The organism is Methanobrevibacter sp., assembly GCF_050872065.1.
Classification (GTDB): Archaea; Methanobacteriota; Methanobacteria; order Methanobacteriales; family Methanobacteriaceae; genus Methanocatella.
Genome location: NZ_JBNMGD010000025.1, coordinates 1 through 19,950 on the forward strand (window position 1 = coordinate 1; position 19,950 = coordinate 19,950).

Genomic DNA, 19,950 nt, shown 5'->3' on the forward strand with positions numbered 1-19,950 from the left:
ATATAATGTATAATATAATAGCAGTAATTTAACTAACTAGAATGTAGTTATATTATGAGGAGATTTAATGTATAAAGATGAAATGATACAATTACACCAATTTTTAGTATATGTTTTAAAATATTTAGCCGAAGATGACCAAATTACAAATGATTGCAGTGAATATATATCCCTAAAAATAAGTCCTCATCATATTCATAAAACAAAAGCAGAACATAAACATGCTATTTTTGTTCTTTGTAAAATTATTGCGCAAGTTGTTGCAGATAAAGACGATAATTCTATTCCAGAAAATGTCCGTAATTCCTTTGCAGATTTAGTAACTAGATCTCAGGCAGAACTCAGTGCAAAATAATTTTTTTATTTTTTCTATTTCTTATTTTTTTTTAAAAGCAAAATATATTAATAATCTTTATAAACATATAATTATTATAAATACATAAAAAATATAACTGCTGTTATATTACTAGTTATTTAACAATTAAACGTATTAGAGTTGATATTTTTGAAATCTTTTGAATTTTTATCAATAAAAAGAGAAGAAAAACCCAGAACTTGCGGTTTAACAATGGTTTTAGATAAAGGATTAGGTCTTGAAACTGCAAGTAGTTTGATGGACATTTCAGGTGAATATGTAGATTATTTAAAATTTGGATGGGGAACATCTATTGTTCATGAACAAGACATTATTAAATCTAAAATTGAAATGTATAAATCTCATAAAATCACTCCATATACTGGGGGAACTCTTTTTGAACTTGCTTATACTAAAAATAAACTTGAAGAACTGTTTGATGAAGCACATAATTTAGGTTTTCCAGCTATTGAAGTGTCTGATGGATCAATAATGATGTCACATGAAGATAAATTAGAATGCATTGAAAAGACAAAAGAAGCTGGTTTTGAAGTATTATCTGAAGTTGGTAAAAAAAATCCCGTATTGGATAAAGATTTATCTGTTGATGAAAGAATTTCTTATATGAGTGAGGAACTCGATGCTGGTTCATCATTAGTAATAGTGGAAGCCCGTGAAGGTGGGAAAAATATTGGAATTTTTGACAGTGAAGGAAATGCTAAAGAAAATGAAATTGATATGATTTTAAACAAGATAAATAAAGATAAAATCCTTTGGGAAGCACCGAATAAAAATCAACAAGTATTTTTCATTCTAAAACTCGGAAATACAGTTAATTTGGGAAATATTTCCAGTGATGAAATCACATCTCTTGAAACTTTAAGAAGAGGTTTAAGAGGAGATACCTTCGCAAAATTCTAAAAAAGGTGTATTAATTGACTACTAATAGAACAATTGGTGAAATTAATGAAAAAATCACCAATGGAGAAGCTAATATTTACACTGCAGAAGAATTTAAAAAACTCATAAAAAACGATGAAACACCAAGTTTTGATGAAGTTGATGTTGTTACCTGCGGAACATGTGGTGTGATGAGCGGTACAGCAGCTATTTTGAATTTTATAGTGTCTGAACCAGGTGAATTCATAAGAGCAAATGAAGTTTATTTAAATGGAGTTCCAGCATATGCAGGGCCTTGTCCAAATGAATGGTTGGGATCTGTTGATGTAATTCTTCACGGAACTGCACATTCTATTTATGATGAAAATTATGGTGGAGGATTCTTACTTAAAGATATCCTTGAAGGAAAAGAAATTGATGTAAGAGTTGAAAGTGCTGATGGTAAAACTATCAAGAATACAATAACTAAAGATGATATTATAAGAGCACAGATAATTGGTAGTAGAATGGCATTTAAAAATTACACTGCTTTTACAAATCCAAACAATGAAGCTATATCCTCAATCTTTGCAGCAGCACCTCTTGAAGGAAAATTAAGTGGATTAACATTCTCCGGATGCGGTGATTTAAACCCACTTCAAAATGATGTTACTCAAAATGTCATAACAGAAGGAACTAAAATTCTTCTAAATGGAACTCAAGGTTATATATTGGGTAATGGAACAAGATCAAGTGTTGAAAAACCAAACCTGATGTTGTCTGCTGATTTAACAAAAATGGATCCATATTATATTGGAGGTTTTAAAACAGGTCAAGGTGGAGAGGTTTATGATACAGTAGCTATTCCAATACCTGTATTGAATGAAGAAATTTATAATAATTTACTCATAACCGATGATAAAGTTAATATTCCAGTATCTGATATTAAAGGACGTCATCTACCACTAACTGAAACTAATTATGCTGAATTATGGGGAGAATATGGTTTAAGACCTCAATTTAATAGGTCTAGCTGTTCTAAATGTGATTCATGTATTGTAGAGGAAATTTGTCCAACTAATGCATTTGCAGATGAAAGATTAAATCTCACTTATTGTTTTGGATGTGGAATGTGTGTTAATTATTGTCGCCATGATGCATTTGATATGGATGTAGGTAGTGTTGATTTAACAATTAATGATAAGAATGTGAATATTCCTATTATCTGCAGACAATCAGATAGGTTAAGGGGAAATAAATTATCCTTAAAATTAAAGAAAATGATTATAAATCAAGAATTTAAATTATAGGTGTTCTAAATGCAAAAAATTACAGATTCACCTACTGACTTTGCAGATAAAATCATTGAGGATGTAAAAAACTCTAAAGAAGATGGTGTTTTAAAATGTGTTCAATGTGGTATGTGTACTTCAACATGTCCTGCAGCAATGCATTCTGATTATAATCCTCGTGATATTATTGAAAGAGTATTAGAAGGTGATGTATCTATTATTGAGGATGATTGTATCTGGAATTGTTTTTATTGTTATACTTGTCATAGTGTATGTCCTGTTGGAAATAGTGTATGTGAAGTAAATCAGATTCTAAAGCAATTTGCAATCAAAAATGGAGTTGGCTTTGATAAGGTTTATGAATATATGGGCTTTGCAGACTCTTACTTCACTGCAGCTATTGGAGCGATTCCTGAAATATTTTTCAAGGATATTGACCGTGACGTCCCTGGATGGTGGGACTTCAGATTACATCTAGATGAAATTAGAGAGGAATTAGAGTTAGATCCTCCTTTAATGCCTTCAAAAGAGGTAATTGATGAAGTAAGTAAAATTTTAACCATTACTGGTTTTAAAAACAAAATTGAAACAATAAGATCAACACAGGAGGAGTAAAATGAAAGCCATACCGGATAAGAATATTCTTTTATTTAGAAGTTGTCTTGTTAGTGTTGAATATCCAGGTATTGAAGCATCAACAAAATTTGTTTTTGATAAATTAGGAATTGACTATGTAATTTCAGAAAAACAAACCTGTTGTACTGGACTTGGACATTATTCTGATGTATTTGATCAAATCGATACAACAGCTATAGGAGCACGTAATTTTAAAATAGCTAGTGATTTAGGTCGTAAAAACTTAGTTATGATGTGTGCGACATGTTATGCTATTAATAAAAAATCAGTAAAGTTACTTAACAAAAAAGATGATTTAAGAAATCATATTAACAAATTATTTGATGATAATGGATTATCTCACTTAAAATACGAAAAAGATGATTTAAAACCAACAGAAAATATTTTTCATGTTGTAGATATTTTATATGGTAAAAAAGATGAGATTAGTGACAATATCAAATATGATTTAAGTGAGTATAAAATAGCAACACATCACGGATGTCATTACTGCAAGGTACACTATGAAGATACCATTGGTGGTGTAAGAGATCCTAATATTCTTGATGAATTGGTTGAAGCATGTGGCTGTAAGACTATAGGTTGGTATGATTACAAACGTGCAACATGTGGAACAGGATTCAGGCAAAGATATTCCAATCCGGATTTATCATTTACAGCAACAGCAGATAAAATGGATTCCATAGATGATGAAAATGTTGATATTTTAGTTCATTTATGTCCAAATTGCCATATTCAATTTGATAGGTATCAACATTTAATTGGAGAGCGTGAAGGTAGAAAATTCAAAGCGATACACCTGAATATAGCTCAATTTATTGCGTTGGCTATGGGGGGAGATTTTGATAAGGTAATTGGTGTTAAAGCCCATACTGTACCTATAGATTCTGTAATTAAGGAGTTAAAGGAGGTTGAAAAATGAGGGATGATTTGAAAGTTGGCGTATTTTTATGTGAATGTGGAGGAAATATTGCGGATACTATTGACTTAGATAAAGTAAGGGAAGAATTGGATGTAGAATTCATAGGACAATTTGAAAATTTATGTTCACTTAATGGACGTAAAATAATTCGTGATGCAATATTTGACCATGGTCTTGATCGTGTTGTAGTTGCAGCATGTTCACCAATAAGTCATGAAAAAACTTTTCAGGATTATATCAAACCATTAAACCCTTATTTGATGGATATGGCGAATATAAGGGAACAATGTTCTTGGGTTCATTCAGATAATGAAAATGCTACTAATAAAGCTATTGCATTAATTAATGCTTCTATTGAGAAAGTTAAACAATCTGATGCAGTAGATCCAATTTATTGTCAAACTCCTGATGAAGTTGCAGTTATTGGTGGTGGAATTGCTGGAATGAATGCAGCATTATCTCTTGCTAAACAGGGGACAAAAGTCACTTTAATAGAACAATCTCCTTCAATTGGAGGACACATGGCTAAAATAGGTAAAGTATTTTCTCCTGTTAAAATTGCAGAAGAATGTGGAATGTGTCTTTTAAATCCAATTTTAAATGAACTTGTTTGGAATGAAAATATTGAAGTATTAACAAATACTAAGGTTATTGAAGCTGAAAGACGTTCTGGAACTTATAATTTAATCTTAGAAAAATCTCCTAGGTATGTTGATACTGAAAAATGTATTGCTTGTGGTAACTGTGCTGAAGTGTGTGAAGTTGAAGTTCCAAATGATTGGAATGATAATTTATCTTTAAGAAAAGCAATTTATAGACCATTTGGACAATCATATCCTGAAGCATATGTAATTGACATGGATAATTGTACTAAATGTGGTGATTGTTTTAGAAAGTGTAATATGAAAGCTATTAAACTTAAAGGAAAGCCTGAAAGAATTCCACTTCAGGTAGGTTCAGTTATTATAGCAACTGGTCATAAGTTATTTGACATGGAAAAAAGACCTGAATATGGATATACTCGTTATGATGATGTAATAACACAATCAGAATTAGGTCGTATTACTGGAGTTAATGGACCTACTAAAGGTAAACTCTTAAAATCCAACGGTGAAGTTCCAAAGCGTGTTGTTATGATTCAATGTGTTGGCTCAAGAGATGAAAAACCTGATGGGCATAGATATTGTTCTAAAGTCTGTTGTACAATAGCTTTGAAGAATGCTAATATTATTAAACATAAATATCCTGATACTGATGTTGTAATTTGTTATACTGATATTAGGACTCCTGGAATGTTTGAAAAATATTATAAACATACTCAAGAAAATGAAGTCCGTTTCATTAGAGGACGTCCTGGTGAAGTAGTTAAAAAGGGAGATACATTCATTGTAAGAACTGAAGATACAATCAAAGGAGAATTTATAGAAATTGAAGCAGATATGGTAGTTTTATCAACTGCAATGGAGCCTTCTGAGGGTACAATGGAAATTGCTGAGATTTTAAATGTAGGTACTACTGAAGATGGATTTATTAAGGAATCCCACCCTAAAATCAAACCAGTGGCAACTGATGTTCAAGGAATATTTGTATGTGGAACTGCACAAGATCCAAAGGATATAACTGATTCAATTATGCAAGCAACTGCTGCAGCATCAAAAGTAAATGAATATAATTATGGTGGTGTGGAAATTGAGCCATTTATTGCAGAAATTGACACTGAAAAATGTATAGTCTGTGGTAACTGTATAAAGAGATGTAAATATAAATCCATGAGTATACAAGATGATGAGATTTGTATAGATCCAATGAGTTGTAATGGTTGTGGTAAATGCCTTGTTGAATGTAATCAAAGAGCTATTACAGTCAATGGTAATATTGATGAGAAAATCATGTCTACAATTAAAGGAGTATTATCCAAAAAGCAAGAAGGTCAACGTGTAATATTAGTATTTTTAGATAATATTGGTTATACTGCTGCAGATAATATTGGTGTAAATAGGTTGTCTTATCCTGAATCAATTCATATAATTAGAGTAATTTCAGTTAATCGTGTAAGACCTAAACATATTCAATATGCACTTGAAAATGGTGCTGATGGAGTCTTTATTGGTGAATTCCCTGGAGATTTAATGTATGATGAAGTAGAGAGTAAAATTCAAAGGGTTAAAGATAGAATCTCTGAGTTGGGTGAAAATCCAGAAAGAGTAACTTTTTCGAAGGTTTATATTCCATACTTCTCAGGATTAGCTCGTAAATTCATTGATTTTGATAAGAAAATTGAAGAATTAAATGAGGCTGAATTATAATGTGGGGTTTTATCCTCACTTTTTTAAATTTTATTAAAATTAATTAATAGAAAATGACTATTTTGTAGATAAAATATGTTTTATTTTTAAAATTAGAGTAAAATTATAATAGGTTAGCAACTTCTTTTCCTAAATCTGTGCATTTATATAATCTTCCTTTTCTTACTTCTTCATTAACACAGACAACCAAATCTTTCTTTTTTAAATCAGAAAGGGCAGATGAAACTTGACTAATACTTACATTTAGTTCCTTAGCAATTTGTGATGGCATTTTTAAATCGTTTGTTATTGTTTTTAATGTTTCAGTTCGATAAAATGATATCTTAACATGGCCAAGAAGCTTATAAATTTCTGTTTCATTCATGCATATACTTTTTTAATTTTAATATTTTATTTTTATATATTATTTATATTCATTTATATTTATTTGATAATAATTTTAGTATAATTATTAAACATTATTTTAATATTTTTTATAAAATAGTATTTTTTAGTTATGTTGTTGATTTTATCATGTTTAAATCATATTATAATGGGATGGTTTGAGGTTTAATTTTCATTAGGCATGTTATTTAATTGGAAAAATTCTCATTAAATAACATCCATAAATCTATTTTTAATTTCTAATGGGTTTAAATCAATTATTGGTGCTTGTGAGTTTCCAGGTTCTGTGTGGTATACAATAAAACTTAACTCATCACTTTCAATGATTTCCTTTAAGTTAATATCATTGTAATCATAACTGTTTTTAAATCCAACTCCTTTTGCAATATCCACTAAATCAAGCTTTTGAGCGTAAGTATCCTGATTGCCAGTAGATCCATATGCTCCATTATCTATTACAATCCAAGTTAAGTTTTTAGGATTATTCGCAAATATAGTTACAAGTGAGCCCATATTCATTAAAAGAGCTCCATCTCCATCAATTATAACAATATCCTTATTGGGTTGTGCTAATGCAAGACCAAGTCCAATTGATGATGCTAATCCCATTGATCCAATCATGTAAAAGTTCTCTTTTCTATCTTTAATGTCATATAATTCTCTGGAGGGGAATCCGATATTGCAAACAATTAATTCATCATCAATATCTTTCATTATATTTTCAATAGCTTCTCTTCTTGCCATATTATCACCAATATTTAATTTCAAGTAATATGCTTACAGGTTTTCCTTCTTCAACTGACAATTCCCAAGATTCTTTTATATCTTCATATGCTCCTTCAGGTGTTCCTGGATTGAAGAAATTATAATTCATTGCCTTTAAAATTAATGGTGTTGATTCTCCCATTGGAACTTGTCCACAAATATTTTCTCCTTCGGTTCCTCTGTGACTTATTATCATAAGCAATGGGAATTCATATAATTCTGTTAGTGATTTTAATGCATTAATAGAATTTCCAAGTCCGGAATTTTGCATTAGAATTGCTGTTTTTTTACCACCCATATATGCTCCAGCACATATTCCAATTCCTTCTTCTTCACGAGTAACTGGAATGTGAGTAATATCTGGGTCTTCATCAATCATATTTAATAATTTTGATAGGTTGACACATGGAACACTAACAATAAAGTTAATTCCTGCATCTTTAAGTCCGTCAAATATAGCTTCACTACTATCCATTATACCACTTAAATTTCATTTTATAACATATTTGTCATAATTATTATAAATAGCTATTTAATTGGGTATTCAATTAATTTATAATGAATTAAGTTTAATTGGGTTAGTATAGTAAACTTTTTATTTAATTTAAAGCTAATATATATTCATGTTTGATAAACTACCAATTTCTCCTAAAACAGAAAGGATTTTAACAAAATCTCTGGATGAACAAATCACTGTTGAAGAAGCTAATTACTTGATGAATGTTAATGGGTCTGATTTATACCCTTTGATTGCAACTGCTGATTATTTAAGAGAAAAAATCGTTGGAAACAATGTTACTTTCATTAATAATTGTAATATTAACTTTACAAATATTTGTACTGTCAGATGCGGATTTTGTGCATTTGGAAAAGATGCTGATGATCCGGATGCTTATATTTTAGATGATGAAGCTATCCTTAAAAAAGCTCAGGGTGCTGTTGAAAAAGGTGCTCATGAATTTTGTGTTATGGGTGGAGTACTTCCTGATGCTGATATTGAGTACTATGAACATTTAATGCATTTATTAAAAGATGAATATCCAAATGTAATGATTCATGGATTTTCACCTACTATGATTGCTGATGCATGTACTGTGTCAGGAATTAGTATTGCTGAGGGATGTGAAAGATTAAAAGATGCAGGTCTTGACACATTGCCTGGAACCGCTGCTGAAATATTAACAGACCGTTCAAGAGAAATAATTTGTCCTGAAAAGGTAAGTGTTTCTGAATGGATAGATATTGTCAGAACAGCTCATGAAGTTGGGATTCCAGGTTCTGCAACTATTATGTATGGGCATGTAGAAACTATAGAAGAAAGAGTAGAACATATTGATATTATTAGAAAATTACAAGAAGAAACTCATGGATTTACTGAATTTATACCAATGACATTCATGCATGAGTATTCACCAATATTTTTAGAAGGTCAGTCAAACCTTGGAGCTAGTGGAACACAGGATTTAAAATTATACGCTGTTTCAAGATTAATGCTTAGAGATTTAATTCCTAACATACAAGTATCTTGGGTAAAAATGGGTTTTAGATTTGCTCAAGTGGCTTTAACTGCAGGAACTAATGATTTAGGTGGTACATTAGGTGGAGATGAACTATCTGCAGCTTCTGGTGCACCTGATGGAGTTGAAGCATCTATTGATACTTTAGATAGGATGGTTAAAGATTTAGGTAGAAATCCAATAGAAAGAAATTCTAAATACACTGAATTTTATCCTATCCAATAAATTTTTGGTGTTTTAATGAAGAAATTTATTGTCATTGATGGTTTAGACGGAGCAGGTAAAGATACACAAGTGAAATTAATTGCTGAAATGTATGAAAAGCAAGGTCGCAATGTCACTGTTCGGTCTCATCCATGTTCTGACAATAAATATGGTAGAAAATCAAAAGAAGCACTTTTAAAATCAGGTAAACTTAACCATTTGCTTGCAACTATTTATTTTGGACTTGATGCAATTAGGTCTGTTGTAAAATACACACATGATGATAATGTTGATGTGTTAATATTTTCCAGGTATATTTTATCGGTGATGTATCTTCCAGATGGAATAAATACCATTATTTATAAAATTGTAGCATTTATTCTTCCAACATCTGATTGCATGTTCTTTATAGATGTAAGTCCTGAAGAAGCCCTTAGGAGAATAAGTTTTCGTAATGAAGATAGGGAAATGTTTGAAAACATCGAGTCTCTAAGAGAAAATCGTTTAAAATCAAAAAAATTTACATATAATTGGAATGTTATCCCAGGCGATGATTCGCCAGAGGTAATTTCTGAAAAAATAAAAATGAAATGTCTTGAAACAGACTAAAATAATTAACTTTTTTTATAAAACTTCTTTTATTCCATCATTTGTTATAATCATTAAAGAATTAAGGTTTTCTAAAACAAGTGAAATAGTTGGATGGGTTTGAATATCTTTATGCACGAAAACTATTTCATTTTCAATTATATCAATCCAGTTAACGTGATATACTACAACACCATTAACAATTAATCCTAAGAATTCAGGAACATATCTGTCTGGGTTTATTTCTTCAAAATACTGATTTTTTCTTAATATATCTCTTAAAACTTTATCCATGATTAAACACCCTTTCTTTCATAAACAAATTTAGGAACCGCTTTATCTAAAGGATCAAAAGTTTCCCTATTTTTCACTTCAACACATTTCATACTTACTTTTGCGTGAAGTGATGAAGGAAGTCTTAAAATTCTTTTTAAATCGATTGAAACTTTTGCATCAATAGTTGATAAATTAACACGAGCCATAGCTTCAACAAGATTTTTATATCTTCTAGGGCCGATATCTCTTTTAAAATAACCCCAATTATCATTATCCAAATGGTGTCTTGATGCCATAATGTCTTTCATTAACTTTGAATTAATTCCATCAATTTTTTCATTACCAATTAAATGTTGGATATTAAATTTCACTCTATCAGTAAAAACTTTAGAATATCCAATTGGGATTGTGAAATGCTCAAAGTTAAAACTTTTATTTGAAATTTCAGGATTAACAAATTGGGATTTTGGAACTTCTGCTCCTGCAGCATATTTTAAAACTTCAGACCGGAGTTCACTATTAGCAATCATCATTTCTTCATCTAAGATTCTAATGTGATATCCTCTTCCTGAATAGATTAAATGTATATTTTTCAAACCTAAATCGGAATGTAATGTGTCAATTAATGAGTTAACAATTTCTAAAGCTTCACCTAGACAAACTTCACATACACCATCGCATTGGCAGGTTCTAATTGGTATATCTTTAGCATCTACATCAAAAATGTACTCTGCTTTTAGCCAATCTTCTCTTCTTTTTGGATTATTATAGAATGCTACTGAGATATATGCTGCAAAAGGAGATTTGAATTTTAAGAATTTACCTAATGATTCTGGTCCTTTGAATATTTTGTACCGGTCATTTGGTCCTCTTCCATTATGGTCAAAACCAAATTCTCTCTTTTTTAAATCGGTAGCTATGAATTTTGGTAAGTCTTTCAGTGACCATTCTTCACGATAATATTGTCTTCTCTCTTTCAGTGTAGCTTTAGAGAACATGTTTATAAATTACTTTTTTAAAGTATTTATTTATTAGGTAAGTGTGCATGTGCAAAGTAATGATTTTGCACACTTTTATTAATTAGGATAATTAAAAATAAGTTTATGGAAGATGTAATCGAAGTAATCGGAGTTGAACATTTGAAAGTCATATTGTCTGGTCTTTCACCAGAGGATATTGTTAAACCAGCTTATGAAAATTGGCAAACTGGTATGAGAACTGGTTATACTAGATTAAACTTAGAAACAGGTGAAATTTATGGAGTTGGAGTTGAATTAAATGATCTTCCACTTCCAAGCAATATCTATATTGATTTATTTAAAATAGACGCATATGATGATTCCATTGATGAAGAGGAATTTTTCTCTGCTTTGGAATATGATGAATTTTTGGAGTTCAGTAGCAGTGAGCCTAGTGAATATATTCCAGATATTATTACTGAATTTTGTGAGCTAAAGGGTATTGATGAGATGGAACGTAAAATTGGACTTTTAGCTTATAATTTTGAAAAAAAAGAAAGGTCTAATTATAATATGTGGGAATCCAGTATTTTGAATAAGTATTATGATGCGATTTATGAAGACCATAATCCTTTCAAGTTTTCACAAAATAGCTTATAATTATTCTTTTTTAGCATTATCAAGTTGGAATTTTTTACGACCATAACATGATAATGGATTGTTTATTCCTTTACAGGACTTTTCTGGGTGGCATAGATTAGGTAAATGTATTTTTATTTTCTCACAGCTCATTGGAGTGTACCATTTGGTTTCACCTTCATGGTTAATATCTACTTTATCATGCATTCCAAATCCTAATTTTGAAATGATATTTATTTTTTCTTGTGGTTGATCTTCGAATAATGGTGGTGTACAGTTATCTGCAGCATCAAAAATTAACGGTAAAATCTCATTTTCAGTAATTGTTAAGTCAGGATCCATATCTGAAACTTTAACGGTTTCATCTGATGCGAATATTCTTGGATATAATCTAGCATAGGATGCAAAGGAAGTTAATAATAATACAATAGCATCGTTACGTCCACCTGAAGACACTCCATTAACTGTTTCTTGGATACATGGTGGAAATGCATCTGGATTTAATTTTCCAGCTTGAACACTACCGTAAATTCCTCCACTACCTGCATAATATTGATTATATTTACTAATTTCATTAGGAATAAATTCTTTTAGTTCTTCACCAATTTTTATAATTGCTGGGTGAATTTCAATTCTAGCTGACATTTCCTTAATTCGTTTAATGTATTCTTCGGTTTTTTGCATAATTAATCTTGATAATATTTGCTCTTTAACACTGTCTCCAATTAATATGCCATACATTCTATCCGGACTTCTGTCATGGAACCTATCGGCAAATCTGTTTAAGAAATCATCTTCTTGTAGGATAATGTCTCCATCATCAATTAGTAAATCGGTTAACTTGAGCTTTTTAGTTGCAATAATATCTTTAAGTGATTTCCATTTTATGCTATTATCAATTTTAACCTCATCAAGCACTTCATCAATTATTTCTGCTCTGGACATTGGTGGTATCTTAGAGAGACGTTCTAAAATAAGTAATCCCTGTGATTCGACAAATAATCTGGTTTCACGAGATCCTATGTTGAATTGAATAGCTATTGCTTGACATAAAATATGGAAAGTGACTACATCCTGTGCGAATAATTCTTCATTTGTTAGAAATTCAAATTCATATTGTGTGAAGTTTTTATTGTTCTTTTTTTCAATTGCCCATTGTACACGTTTAAGTGCTAAGTCATGGTAAGATTTAGGGATATAATCATCTGAAAGTTTTTGATTGGTTGTACGAGTACAAATTTCAATTAATGTTTCATCTTCATCAAAAATCTGATTTAAATCACCGTAATTGCGAATGATTGTTCTTCCTTCATTTGATAATGGATTAATATAAGAAACTTCAGCCATGCTTTTAATTTTTTAGTTTATATATTAAATAGCTAACTAATTAATAAAGTCAATATTGCAGATGAGATTTATAGTTGTAACGTGAAATCTTTTAAATAAAATTTTTGAATTTAAGTTCTATATGTGTTTTAAAAAAGCTAATTTTATTATATATGAATAACATAATTATTCAATGTTTAAACTTAATTAAGGGGATTATATTAATGTCAAAAATATTTATTTCATGTGCACTTCCTTATGCAAATGGACCATGTCACTTGGGTCACATCCGTTCGACATATTTGCCGGCAGATATATATGCAAGATATAATCGTATGGCTGGAAATGATGTTTTGATGGTTTGTGCTACAGATGAGCATGGAACACCTATTGCCGTTAAGGCAGATAATGAGAATAAAAAACCAATTGAAATTTCTAAAAGATATCATGACATGATTGTTCGTGATGTAGAATCAATGAATATATCTTTGGATAACTTTTCAAGAACTACTGATGAAAAACATTATGAAATTGCTCAGAATTTCTTTAAAGAATTATATGAGAAAGGATTTATTTATAGACAAGATTTAGAGCAATTATATTGTCCAAATTGTAAAAAATTTTTACCTGATAGATATGTTGAAGGATTATGTCCTATTTGTGGAGCAGAAGCCCGTGGAGATCACTGTGAAAAATGTGGTAGAGCATTAGATCCAACAGAACTTGACGAGCCACATTGCATTACTTGTGGAACTACTCCTATCATTAAGGACACTTATCAATATGCATTTAAATTATCTGAATTTGAAGACTCACTTAAGGATTATATTGATAATAATGAAAATCTTCCTGCAAATGTTAAAAACTATGCATCCAACTGGTTAAAAGAAGGATTAAAAGACTGGATTTTAACAAGAGATATGGATTGGGGTATTCCAGTACCATTAGATGAAGCAAAAGGTAAAGTATTATACGTATGGATTGAAGCATTCTTAGGTTATATTTCATCAGCATCACAATGGTCAGAGCAATCTGGAAGAAAATGGGAAGAATATTGGAATGACTTTGTTGTTCATTTCATTGGAAAAGATATTATATACCATCATTCAATCTTTTGGCCAGGATTATTAAAAGCAGCAGGATGTAAATTGCCTGATATGATTTATGCTGGTGAATTTTTATCTCTTGAAGGAGAAAAGATGTCTACAAGTAAAAACTGGGTTATTTGGATTGATGATTTTGTAAAAGAATATGATCCGGATCTTCTTAGATATTATTTAACAATTAATGCTCCGTTAAATAAGGATTCAGATTTCTCTTGGGATGATTTCCAAAAAAGAAATAATGATGAACTTGCTGATGTAATTGGAAACTTCTTACACAGAACATTCACATTCACACGTAAAAACTTCGATAATAAAATCCCGGAATATGCAAATCCATCTCCTGAAGATGAAGAATTCAGGAAATCCATTGAAGAGTTACCGAAAACTGTCGGTGATTTTATAGCTGACTTTGAATTTAGAGAAGGTTTAATTGAAATATTTAAATTAGCTAAAAAAGGAAACAAATATTTCAATGATCAAGAACCATGGAAAGCTATTAAAGAAGATAAGCAAAAAGCAGCTAACTGTTTATATTTATCTATTCAATTAGCTAAAACATTGGCTTATGTTTTAAAACCTTACATACCATCTAAAGCTGATGCAATAGCTAAAATAGTTAATATTGATGATTTATCCAACTGGGCAGATGCAGCTGTATTCCTCCAGTCAGGATATGAAATCAATAAAGCAAAACCTCTATTTAAAAAGATTGAAGATGATGAAATAGAGGCTCAAAAAGAAAAATTACAAGAAAATTTAAAAGAAAATACTGAGGATGAAAATATGAGTGACTTAATTACTATAGATCAATTTGATGAAGTTGTAATCAAAATTGGACAAATCAAAGAAGCAGAAAAAATTGAAAAATCTGATAAATTATTAAAATTACAAGTTGAAATCGGTGAAGACAAACCTAGACAAATCGTTGCCGGTCTTGCAAAATTCTACTCTCCAGAAGAATTAATTGACAGAAAAGTCTGTGTTGTTGCAAACTTACAACCAGCAAAATTGTTCGGAACATTATCTGAAGGTATGATTCTTGCTACTGGTGAATCTGGTGCATTATTAACTCCTGATGTAAAAGCTGAAGTTGGCGAAAGAATTCAATAAATAGATTAAAATGTCTGAATCTGCTCTAGTAAACAAAGCTGAGAATTACTTAAAAACAATCTTAAATGATCCTATTAATCTGGAGAATATCGAAGATTTCGAATATTTTAAGGATCTCTATTTCAAACTAGATGATAGATTAAACATTTTACAAAAATTAAAAGAAGATATGGATGCGCAAGGTTACACCACACCTTTCACATCCTTAAATAAATATGGATCAAAGTCTGTAGCTGATATTGATGTTGAAGAAATGGGTGAAACCAGTAGACATAATAAAATATTTAGAATGAAAGCTAATGCGAAAAAAAACATTCTAGATAGGGTAAAATCAGCTATTGATTCACATAAAATTGCAATTGGTAACCTAGAACAATTTGGATATGTAAAATGTGATTCCTGTTATAAAAAATATTCTATGAGTGAATACAAACAAATGGAAGGTAAGTGTGACTGTGGTTCTCTTAATTTTTCATTTAAAATTAAAAAAGATGCAACTCATAGAATTGATATAATTCCTTATTTGCCATTATCTGGTAATTACATGGTTTTAAGAAATCAGCTTAGTGAATTTGGTCGTGAATCATTTAAACAAGTTTTAAATATACTTAAACAAGAACGTAGAGGTGTTGTTAAAACAATAACTCTTGTAATTCGTTTTAAAGATAAAAATAATCGTTTAGTTAGAAAAAACATTACTTTGGATTCAGAATATGTAAATAACTATGAAGAGGAAGTTCGTAGAATCTATGGTAAAAATGTAAGAATAGAAGCATTAAGATTTCATAGGACAAAACCTGCTATTATTAATGATAAACATGCAAGAACTGCATTAGCTCTTGGATATGTTAGATATGGTGAGCAAATAATCGGGGATATTAAGGATGAAATATTAAAAAGAGAATTGTCTGATTTTAAAAGGATTAATAAATATGATGAAATCATTGCCGAATATGAAAATAATACTCCTGACTTTATCGAGGAATATGATTTAGAAGCTGTTGATAGATGGAGAGACTCTCAAATTAAAGAGAATTTTAAACGCTTAGGATTTTATGATAGATATGGGAATATAAACAGATCTCTTAGTCGTGATTTAAAGAAAAGAGAGAATATTTATAAAAATATTTTAAGAAATATTGCATCTACATTAATTATTTGGGATATTTTCAAATATTTCCTTACAACATCAAATAATTCACGTAGAATTGATATCAGTCCATTTCCATATATTAGAGTAGAACTCGATCGTGAACAAAGGAAAGTATTCCAAACAACTCACAGAAAAGTAATTGAAACATTAAATGCTTATACAGATATTAAAATTATTCCTGTTTGTGGAATGGATTTGTTATTGTATGATAAGTTTAAATTTGAAAAGCAGATTAAGAGTTCTAATATTAAATTCAATCATGTTGCATTAGGTGCTGCTTTAATTCATAAAAACTCCGATATTGAACTTGAAAGCATTAGTAATGCATTCAATATTAATGAATCTAAAGTTAAAAAGGAAATTAAAAATATTGATAACATTAAAAATCCAAAAAGCGATAAATCTAAAAAATTCTTAGATATGATTAAAAAATAGTGATTGTATGGACGAGAATGTAACAACAATTCACATGACAAAGGCATTAAGTTCTGCAATTATTGTAGATTTAATGGAAAACTATCCTAATTTGGAAGTGATTACATGTTCTCCTAGTGTTTATAATAGGACTTCAAGTACGTATATTGATGCATTATCTCAACTTGACATTGAAGTTAAAAAGAAATATAATTGGGGAGCAAAAAGCCAAACTAATGGATTGGAATTTGAAGTTTTGAAATTATCAAACGAAGGGTTAAATCCAAAAGAAATAGCTCAAAAATTAGATTTAAAGCTTAATCGTGTTTATTATCTTTTAAAAAAAAGCAAAGCTAATTTTGACAATAGAAAAAGAAAATATAATCATAGTGAAATTAGAATGCTTAAAGAGGATGGTTTATCTGCAAAAGAAATTTCCCAGAAATTAAATATTCCTTTAAGGAGTGTTTATTATATTTTAAATAAAAAATAATTACTTTTTTTAATAATGAATTTTAAATAATTTATTATGATGATTTTACCACAAATTCCGTTATATGGAATAGCTATAATCTGTGGATTACTATCTTTTTTTGTAAGCAGATTAACTATGCCTAGGATTATAAAAAAACTTGAAGCCGCAGATATTGTGGGAAAGGATATCCATAAATCATGGAAACCTGTTGTTGCTGAAATGGGTGGATTTGGTATTCTTTTTGGATTTATTATAGGAATGTTTTCCGGAATATACATGCACGATTTTCTTACATTTAATTTAGTCGTTGTTCTTGTAGTAATATTGCTTGTTGGAATAATAGGTATTGTAGATGATTTACTTGCTTTATCTTCAAAGGAAAAATTCTTTTTACTTTTCCTTGCAGGTCTTCCTTTGATTTGGGTTGCACCTCCTAATGTAGGATTATTATATTTAATTACAATTCCTATTGCATTATCTATTGGAGCTAATCTAACAAACATGCTTGCAGGTTTAAATGGAATTGAATCTGGATTGGGTATTATTTCATTAGCATCACTTACAATAGCATGTATTATTTTAGGAAAATATGATGTAACAATAATTTCTATGAGTATGCTTGGTGCATTAATTGCATTTTTATACTATAACAGGTATCCTGCTAAAATCTTTCCGGGAGATACTGGTACATTAATTATAGGTGCAGCAATTGTTTGTGTTGCATTTATTGGGCGTGTAAAACTTATTGCATTCATTGTATTGATGCCAAACATTATTGATGCAGCTTTAAAATTCTATTCTGCAGGTTTTATGAATCGTCAGCAACAAAAACCAACTCAGTTAAATGAGGATGGTAAGTTAGTAAGACCTGATGCTGGTTTTAAATCATTAATCAGATTAATTTTAAGAAAACCGATTGCAGAAAAAGATGCTGTTAAAATAATTTGGGCTATTGGAATTATATTTGGTATATTAGGTATTATTGTAGCATTGACAATGCCCGGAGTACTTGAAAGTAAGACATTAATGAACTTCTTACAAGTCAAAGAAATGTTATATCATATTTAGGTGAATTAAATGAAACCATATGTAATTTTAAATGCAGCTATGACATTAGATGGTAAAATTGCAACTAAAACTGGAAGTTCAAATATTTCAGGTAAAAAAGATCTTGAACGAGTACATGAGCTTAGAAAAGAATGTGATGCAATCATGGTGGGGATCGGAACTGTGATTGCTGATGATCCAAGACTCACTGTTCATAAAATTGATGCTACACCAGATGATAATCCTATTCGTGTAGTAGTCGATAGTAAATGCAGAACACCGATTGATGCTAGAATAACAAATTCTGATGCTAAAACAATCATTGCTTGTGCAAGAGAATATAAAGATGATTTAATAGCATCTGAGAAATATGAAACATTTAAAAAAAGAGGAGTCAAATTTTTCTATTCTGGAAGTGAAAGGGTAGATTTAAAATTATTAATGAGTTATCTCCATGAGGAAGGAATTGACAAGCTAATGCTTGAAGGAGGTTCCACTTTAAACTTTTCTATGATAAAAGCAGGACTTATTGATGAGATAAGAATTTGTGTCGCACCAATGGTGGTTGGAGGCTATGAGTCTAAAACATTTTTTGATGGTGAAGGCTTTAATTTAATGGATGAAGCGGTTAAACTTGAATTAACCGATTCATATAAATTAGATAAAGATTTAATTCTAGTTTATAAAGTTTTAAAATAAATCCATAAATCCGACATTCTTACAGACACAATATCTGCATAATGAATTTTCATCGTGAATATACTTTACACGGCTTTTACAGTAGTATGATCCGTTTGAATAGTATATTTCATATTTTTTGTTTTCACTGTAGGGGTGAAGTGGTTTTTTAGCTATTAATGCTAGGTATAGTGAAATATTTTCAGTAAATACCTTCTGTATGTCTTCACCTCCACTATACTTGTTAAAGTAGAAGGTAATACCATTTCTTATTTTTTTAATTACATCATCCTTGATATCAAAATCATCAGTTATGACTGTACTATATATCTCATCATATACCCTTGAGTTATATTTTGCAAGTTTTTTAGTTAAAGGGTCCTTGTAGCGTGGGTCGGTTACCTTGTTTCGCAAATATTCAATAGGATATCCTTCAATGTCTTTTTGTATAATTTTTAAAAGTGCAGATGCTTTCATAAAATTCCTTTGCTTTTAAGTAGTTTACGAGGATTATCAACAATAGCTTTCATTACTTCGTCATGGTTTAATCCTGCACCTAATCCAACTTCATATGATTTTTCAAAAGTAATAATGTCTCCAGGTGCATGAGTATCAGTATCAATAAGCAATTTGTTTCCAATTTCACGAGCAATGTTTGCAACATGTCCATTTCCAAGGCAATGTCCTTTACGCGCTGAAATTTCAAGATAAATATCGTTTTTAAGAGCAATTTTTGCTTCTTCTTCAGTAATTAATCCGGGATGTCCTAAAATATCTACGTGTTTAGATTTAACTGCAGCACGATTTGTTCCAGGTGTCACTGGTTCATTTAATGTTTCACCATGAACAACAACAATTTTAGCCCCTAATTCTTTTGCCCTTGCAGCTATTCCATCAATAGATTCAATTGGTGCATGTG

At 30.2% G+C, this 19,950-nt stretch carries 22 protein-coding genes; 14 read left to right on the plus strand and 8 right to left on the minus strand.

Annotation, left to right across the window (positions count from 1 at the left end; genetic code table 11):
* The first annotated feature begins 67 nt into the window (after positions 1–67).
* The 6 genes from ACR0P1_RS04795 (at position 68) to hdrA (ending at position 6,390) form a co-directional block, all read left to right on the plus strand.
* Entirely contained in the window at positions 68–355 is a 288-nt protein-coding gene (locus ACR0P1_RS04795) for a UPF0058 family protein (protein WP_432645280.1), read from the plus strand.
* A 150-nt stretch (positions 356–505) separates the two neighbouring features.
* Complete coding sequence (gene comA, locus ACR0P1_RS04800) at positions 506–1,276, plus strand: phosphosulfolactate synthase (RefSeq protein ID WP_432645281.1); 771 nt, start codon at positions 506–508, stop codon at positions 1,274–1,276.
* 14 nt (positions 1,277–1,290) lie between these two features.
* The gene (locus tag ACR0P1_RS04805) at positions 1,291–2,544 is read left to right on the plus strand and encodes a methanogenesis marker 16 metalloprotein (RefSeq protein WP_432645282.1); all 1,254 of its coding nucleotides are present in this window, start codon (positions 1,291–1,293) and stop codon (positions 2,542–2,544) included.
* A gap of 9 nt (positions 2,545–2,553) precedes the next feature.
* The gene (gene hdrC, locus ACR0P1_RS04810) at positions 2,554–3,141 is read left to right on the plus strand and encodes a ferredoxin:CoB-CoM heterodisulfide reductase subunit HdrC (protein ID WP_432645283.1); all 588 of its coding nucleotides are present in this window, start codon (positions 2,554–2,556) and stop codon (positions 3,139–3,141) included.
* Between the two features lies 1 nt (position 3,142).
* Positions 3,143–4,084: a ferredoxin:CoB-CoM heterodisulfide reductase subunit HdrB gene (gene hdrB / locus ACR0P1_RS04815; RefSeq protein WP_432645284.1), complete on the plus strand. Its 942-nt coding sequence runs from the start codon at positions 3,143–3,145 to the stop codon at positions 4,082–4,084.
* The gene (hdrA, locus tag ACR0P1_RS04820; protein WP_432645285.1) at positions 4,081–6,390 is read left to right on the plus strand and encodes a ferredoxin:CoB-CoM heterodisulfide reductase subunit HdrA; all 2,310 of its coding nucleotides are present in this window, start codon (positions 4,081–4,083) and stop codon (positions 6,388–6,390) included. The genes hdrB and hdrA overlap by 4 nt, the downstream gene beginning before the upstream one ends.
* Before the next feature lie 103 nt (positions 6,391–6,493).
* Here hdrA and ACR0P1_RS04825 read toward each other — a convergent pair whose 3' ends face one another.
* From ACR0P1_RS04825 to comD, 3 genes are all read right to left on the minus strand, one after another.
* Positions 6,494–6,754 (minus strand): MarR family transcriptional regulator, encoded by a 261-nt coding sequence (locus tag ACR0P1_RS04825; protein ID WP_432645286.1) that lies wholly within the window; start codon positions 6,752–6,754, stop codon positions 6,494–6,496.
* A gap of 227 nt (positions 6,755–6,981) precedes the next feature.
* Entirely contained in the window at positions 6,982–7,518 is a 537-nt protein-coding gene (comE, locus tag ACR0P1_RS04830) for a sulfopyruvate decarboxylase subunit beta (protein WP_432645287.1), read from the minus strand.
* Positions 7,519–7,522: 4 nt separating this feature from the next.
* The gene (comD, locus tag ACR0P1_RS04835; RefSeq protein WP_432645288.1) at positions 7,523–8,014 is read right to left on the minus strand and encodes a sulfopyruvate decarboxylase subunit alpha; all 492 of its coding nucleotides are present in this window, start codon (positions 8,012–8,014) and stop codon (positions 7,523–7,525) included.
* Between the two features lie 148 nt (positions 8,015–8,162).
* On the opposite strand from comD, the gene cofH reads away from it, so the two are divergent.
* Both cofH and ACR0P1_RS04845 read left to right on the plus strand, forming a co-directional pair.
* The gene (cofH, locus tag ACR0P1_RS04840) at positions 8,163–9,281 is read left to right on the plus strand and encodes a 5-amino-6-(D-ribitylamino)uracil--L-tyrosine 4-hydroxyphenyl transferase CofH (RefSeq protein WP_432645289.1); all 1,119 of its coding nucleotides are present in this window, start codon (positions 8,163–8,165) and stop codon (positions 9,279–9,281) included.
* A 15-nt stretch (positions 9,282–9,296) separates the two neighbouring features.
* Entirely contained in the window at positions 9,297–9,869 is a 573-nt protein-coding gene (locus tag ACR0P1_RS04845; protein ID WP_432645290.1) for a thymidylate kinase, read from the plus strand.
* A 15-nt stretch (positions 9,870–9,884) separates the two neighbouring features.
* Here the strand turns inward: ACR0P1_RS04845 and ACR0P1_RS04850 are convergent, their stop codons facing one another.
* Together ACR0P1_RS04850 and priS are read right to left on the minus strand one after the other, a co-directional pair.
* The gene (locus ACR0P1_RS04850; RefSeq protein WP_432645291.1) at positions 9,885–10,142 is read right to left on the minus strand and encodes a hypothetical protein; all 258 of its coding nucleotides are present in this window, start codon (positions 10,140–10,142) and stop codon (positions 9,885–9,887) included.
* A gap of 2 nt (positions 10,143–10,144) precedes the next feature.
* A complete protein-coding gene (gene priS / locus ACR0P1_RS04855; protein ID WP_432645292.1) occupies positions 10,145–11,122 on the minus strand; it encodes a DNA primase catalytic subunit PriS in 978 nt (325 codons plus the stop codon).
* 105 nt (positions 11,123–11,227) lie between these two features.
* Between priS and ACR0P1_RS04860 the strand changes: the two genes are divergently transcribed.
* On the plus strand, positions 11,228–11,743 hold the full coding sequence (locus tag ACR0P1_RS04860) for a hypothetical protein (RefSeq protein WP_432645293.1): 516 nt from the start codon (positions 11,228–11,230) through the stop codon (positions 11,741–11,743).
* On the opposite strand, the gene priL is transcribed toward ACR0P1_RS04860, so the two are convergent.
* Complete coding sequence (gene priL, locus ACR0P1_RS04865) at positions 11,744–13,069, minus strand: DNA primase large subunit PriL (RefSeq protein ID WP_432645294.1); 1,326 nt, start codon at positions 13,067–13,069, stop codon at positions 11,744–11,746. It abuts the gene before it with no gap.
* A 203-nt stretch (positions 13,070–13,272) separates the two neighbouring features.
* Between priL and metG the strand changes: the two genes are divergently transcribed.
* The 5 genes from metG to ACR0P1_RS04890 are packed head-to-tail and all read left to right on the plus strand — an operon-like array spanning position 13,273 to position 19,052.
* On the plus strand, positions 13,273–15,264 hold the full coding sequence (metG, locus tag ACR0P1_RS04870) for a methionine--tRNA ligase (RefSeq protein WP_432645295.1): 1,992 nt from the start codon (positions 13,273–13,275) through the stop codon (positions 15,262–15,264).
* A gap of 10 nt (positions 15,265–15,274) precedes the next feature.
* Positions 15,275–16,852 carry a DUF530 domain-containing protein gene (locus ACR0P1_RS04875; protein ID WP_432645296.1) on the plus strand — a complete coding sequence of 526 codons (1,578 nt, stop codon included), beginning with the start codon at positions 15,275–15,277 and terminating at the stop codon, positions 16,850–16,852.
* A 7-nt stretch (positions 16,853–16,859) separates the two neighbouring features.
* Positions 16,860–17,324 carry a hypothetical protein gene (locus ACR0P1_RS04880; RefSeq protein ID WP_432645297.1) on the plus strand — a complete coding sequence of 155 codons (465 nt, stop codon included), beginning with the start codon at positions 16,860–16,862 and terminating at the stop codon, positions 17,322–17,324.
* Positions 17,325–17,360: 36 nt separating this feature from the next.
* Entirely contained in the window at positions 17,361–18,374 is a 1,014-nt protein-coding gene (locus tag ACR0P1_RS04885; RefSeq protein WP_432645298.1) for an MraY family glycosyltransferase, read from the plus strand.
* Positions 18,375–18,383: 9 nt separating this feature from the next.
* The gene (locus tag ACR0P1_RS04890) at positions 18,384–19,052 is read left to right on the plus strand and encodes a 2,5-diamino-6-(ribosylamino)-4(3H)-pyrimidinone 5'-phosphate reductase (protein ID WP_432645299.1); all 669 of its coding nucleotides are present in this window, start codon (positions 18,384–18,386) and stop codon (positions 19,050–19,052) included.
* On the opposite strand, the gene ACR0P1_RS04895 is transcribed toward ACR0P1_RS04890, so the two are convergent.
* The gene (locus ACR0P1_RS04895; RefSeq protein ID WP_432645300.1) at positions 19,044–19,508 is read right to left on the minus strand and encodes a DUF2115 family protein; all 465 of its coding nucleotides are present in this window, start codon (positions 19,506–19,508) and stop codon (positions 19,044–19,046) included. The two genes, ACR0P1_RS04890 and ACR0P1_RS04895, sit on opposite strands and share 9 nt — an antisense overlap.
* A partial coding sequence (locus tag ACR0P1_RS04900; protein WP_432645301.1) for a histidinol phosphate phosphatase domain-containing protein occupies positions 19,505–19,950 on the minus strand: 446 nt, incomplete at its 5' end. The genes ACR0P1_RS04900 and ACR0P1_RS04895, both read right to left, overlap by 4 nt.

What these genes read in the sequence shown, in the direction of transcription:
- hdrA (WP_432645285.1), top strand. Translation starts at nt 4,081, where the DNA reads ATGAGGGATGATTTGAAAGTTGGCGTATTTTTATGTGAATGTGGAGGA.
- ACR0P1_RS04825 (WP_432645286.1), bottom strand. Translation starts at nt 6,754, where the DNA reads ATGAATGAAACAGAAATTTATAAGCTTCTTGGCCATGTTAAGATATCA.
- priL (WP_432645294.1), bottom strand. Translation starts at nt 13,069, where the DNA reads ATGGCTGAAGTTTCTTATATTAATCCATTATCAAATGAAGGAAGAACA.
- cofH (WP_432645289.1), top strand. Translation starts at nt 8,163, where the DNA reads ATGTTTGATAAACTACCAATTTCTCCTAAAACAGAAAGGATTTTAACA.
- metG (WP_432645295.1), top strand. Translation starts at nt 13,273, where the DNA reads ATGTCAAAAATATTTATTTCATGTGCACTTCCTTATGCAAATGGACCA.
- ACR0P1_RS04880 (WP_432645297.1), top strand. Translation starts at nt 16,860, where the DNA reads ATGGACGAGAATGTAACAACAATTCACATGACAAAGGCATTAAGTTCT.
- ACR0P1_RS04875 (WP_432645296.1), top strand. Translation starts at nt 15,275, where the DNA reads ATGTCTGAATCTGCTCTAGTAAACAAAGCTGAGAATTACTTAAAAACA.
- ACR0P1_RS04795 (WP_432645280.1), top strand. Translation starts at nt 68, where the DNA reads ATGTATAAAGATGAAATGATACAATTACACCAATTTTTAGTATATGTT.
- ACR0P1_RS04895 (WP_432645300.1), bottom strand. Translation starts at nt 19,508, where the DNA reads ATGAAAGCATCTGCACTTTTAAAAATTATACAAAAAGACATTGAAGGA.
- ACR0P1_RS04860 (WP_432645293.1), top strand. Translation starts at nt 11,228, where the DNA reads ATGGAAGATGTAATCGAAGTAATCGGAGTTGAACATTTGAAAGTCATA.
- ACR0P1_RS04845 (WP_432645290.1), top strand. Translation starts at nt 9,297, where the DNA reads ATGAAGAAATTTATTGTCATTGATGGTTTAGACGGAGCAGGTAAAGAT.
- hdrC (WP_432645283.1), top strand. Translation starts at nt 2,554, where the DNA reads ATGCAAAAAATTACAGATTCACCTACTGACTTTGCAGATAAAATCATT.
- comE (WP_432645287.1), bottom strand. Translation starts at nt 7,518, where the DNA reads ATGGCAAGAAGAGAAGCTATTGAAAATATAATGAAAGATATTGATGAT.
- priS (WP_432645292.1), bottom strand. Translation starts at nt 11,122, where the DNA reads ATGTTCTCTAAAGCTACACTGAAAGAGAGAAGACAATATTATCGTGAA.
- ACR0P1_RS04850 (WP_432645291.1), bottom strand. Translation starts at nt 10,142, where the DNA reads ATGGATAAAGTTTTAAGAGATATATTAAGAAAAAATCAGTATTTTGAA.
- ACR0P1_RS04885 (WP_432645298.1), top strand. Translation starts at nt 17,361, where the DNA reads ATGATGATTTTACCACAAATTCCGTTATATGGAATAGCTATAATCTGT.
- ACR0P1_RS04890 (WP_432645299.1), top strand. Translation starts at nt 18,384, where the DNA reads ATGAAACCATATGTAATTTTAAATGCAGCTATGACATTAGATGGTAAA.
- comD (WP_432645288.1), bottom strand. Translation starts at nt 8,014, where the DNA reads ATGGATAGTAGTGAAGCTATATTTGACGGACTTAAAGATGCAGGAATT.
- hdrB (WP_432645284.1), top strand. Translation starts at nt 3,143, where the DNA reads ATGAAAGCCATACCGGATAAGAATATTCTTTTATTTAGAAGTTGTCTT.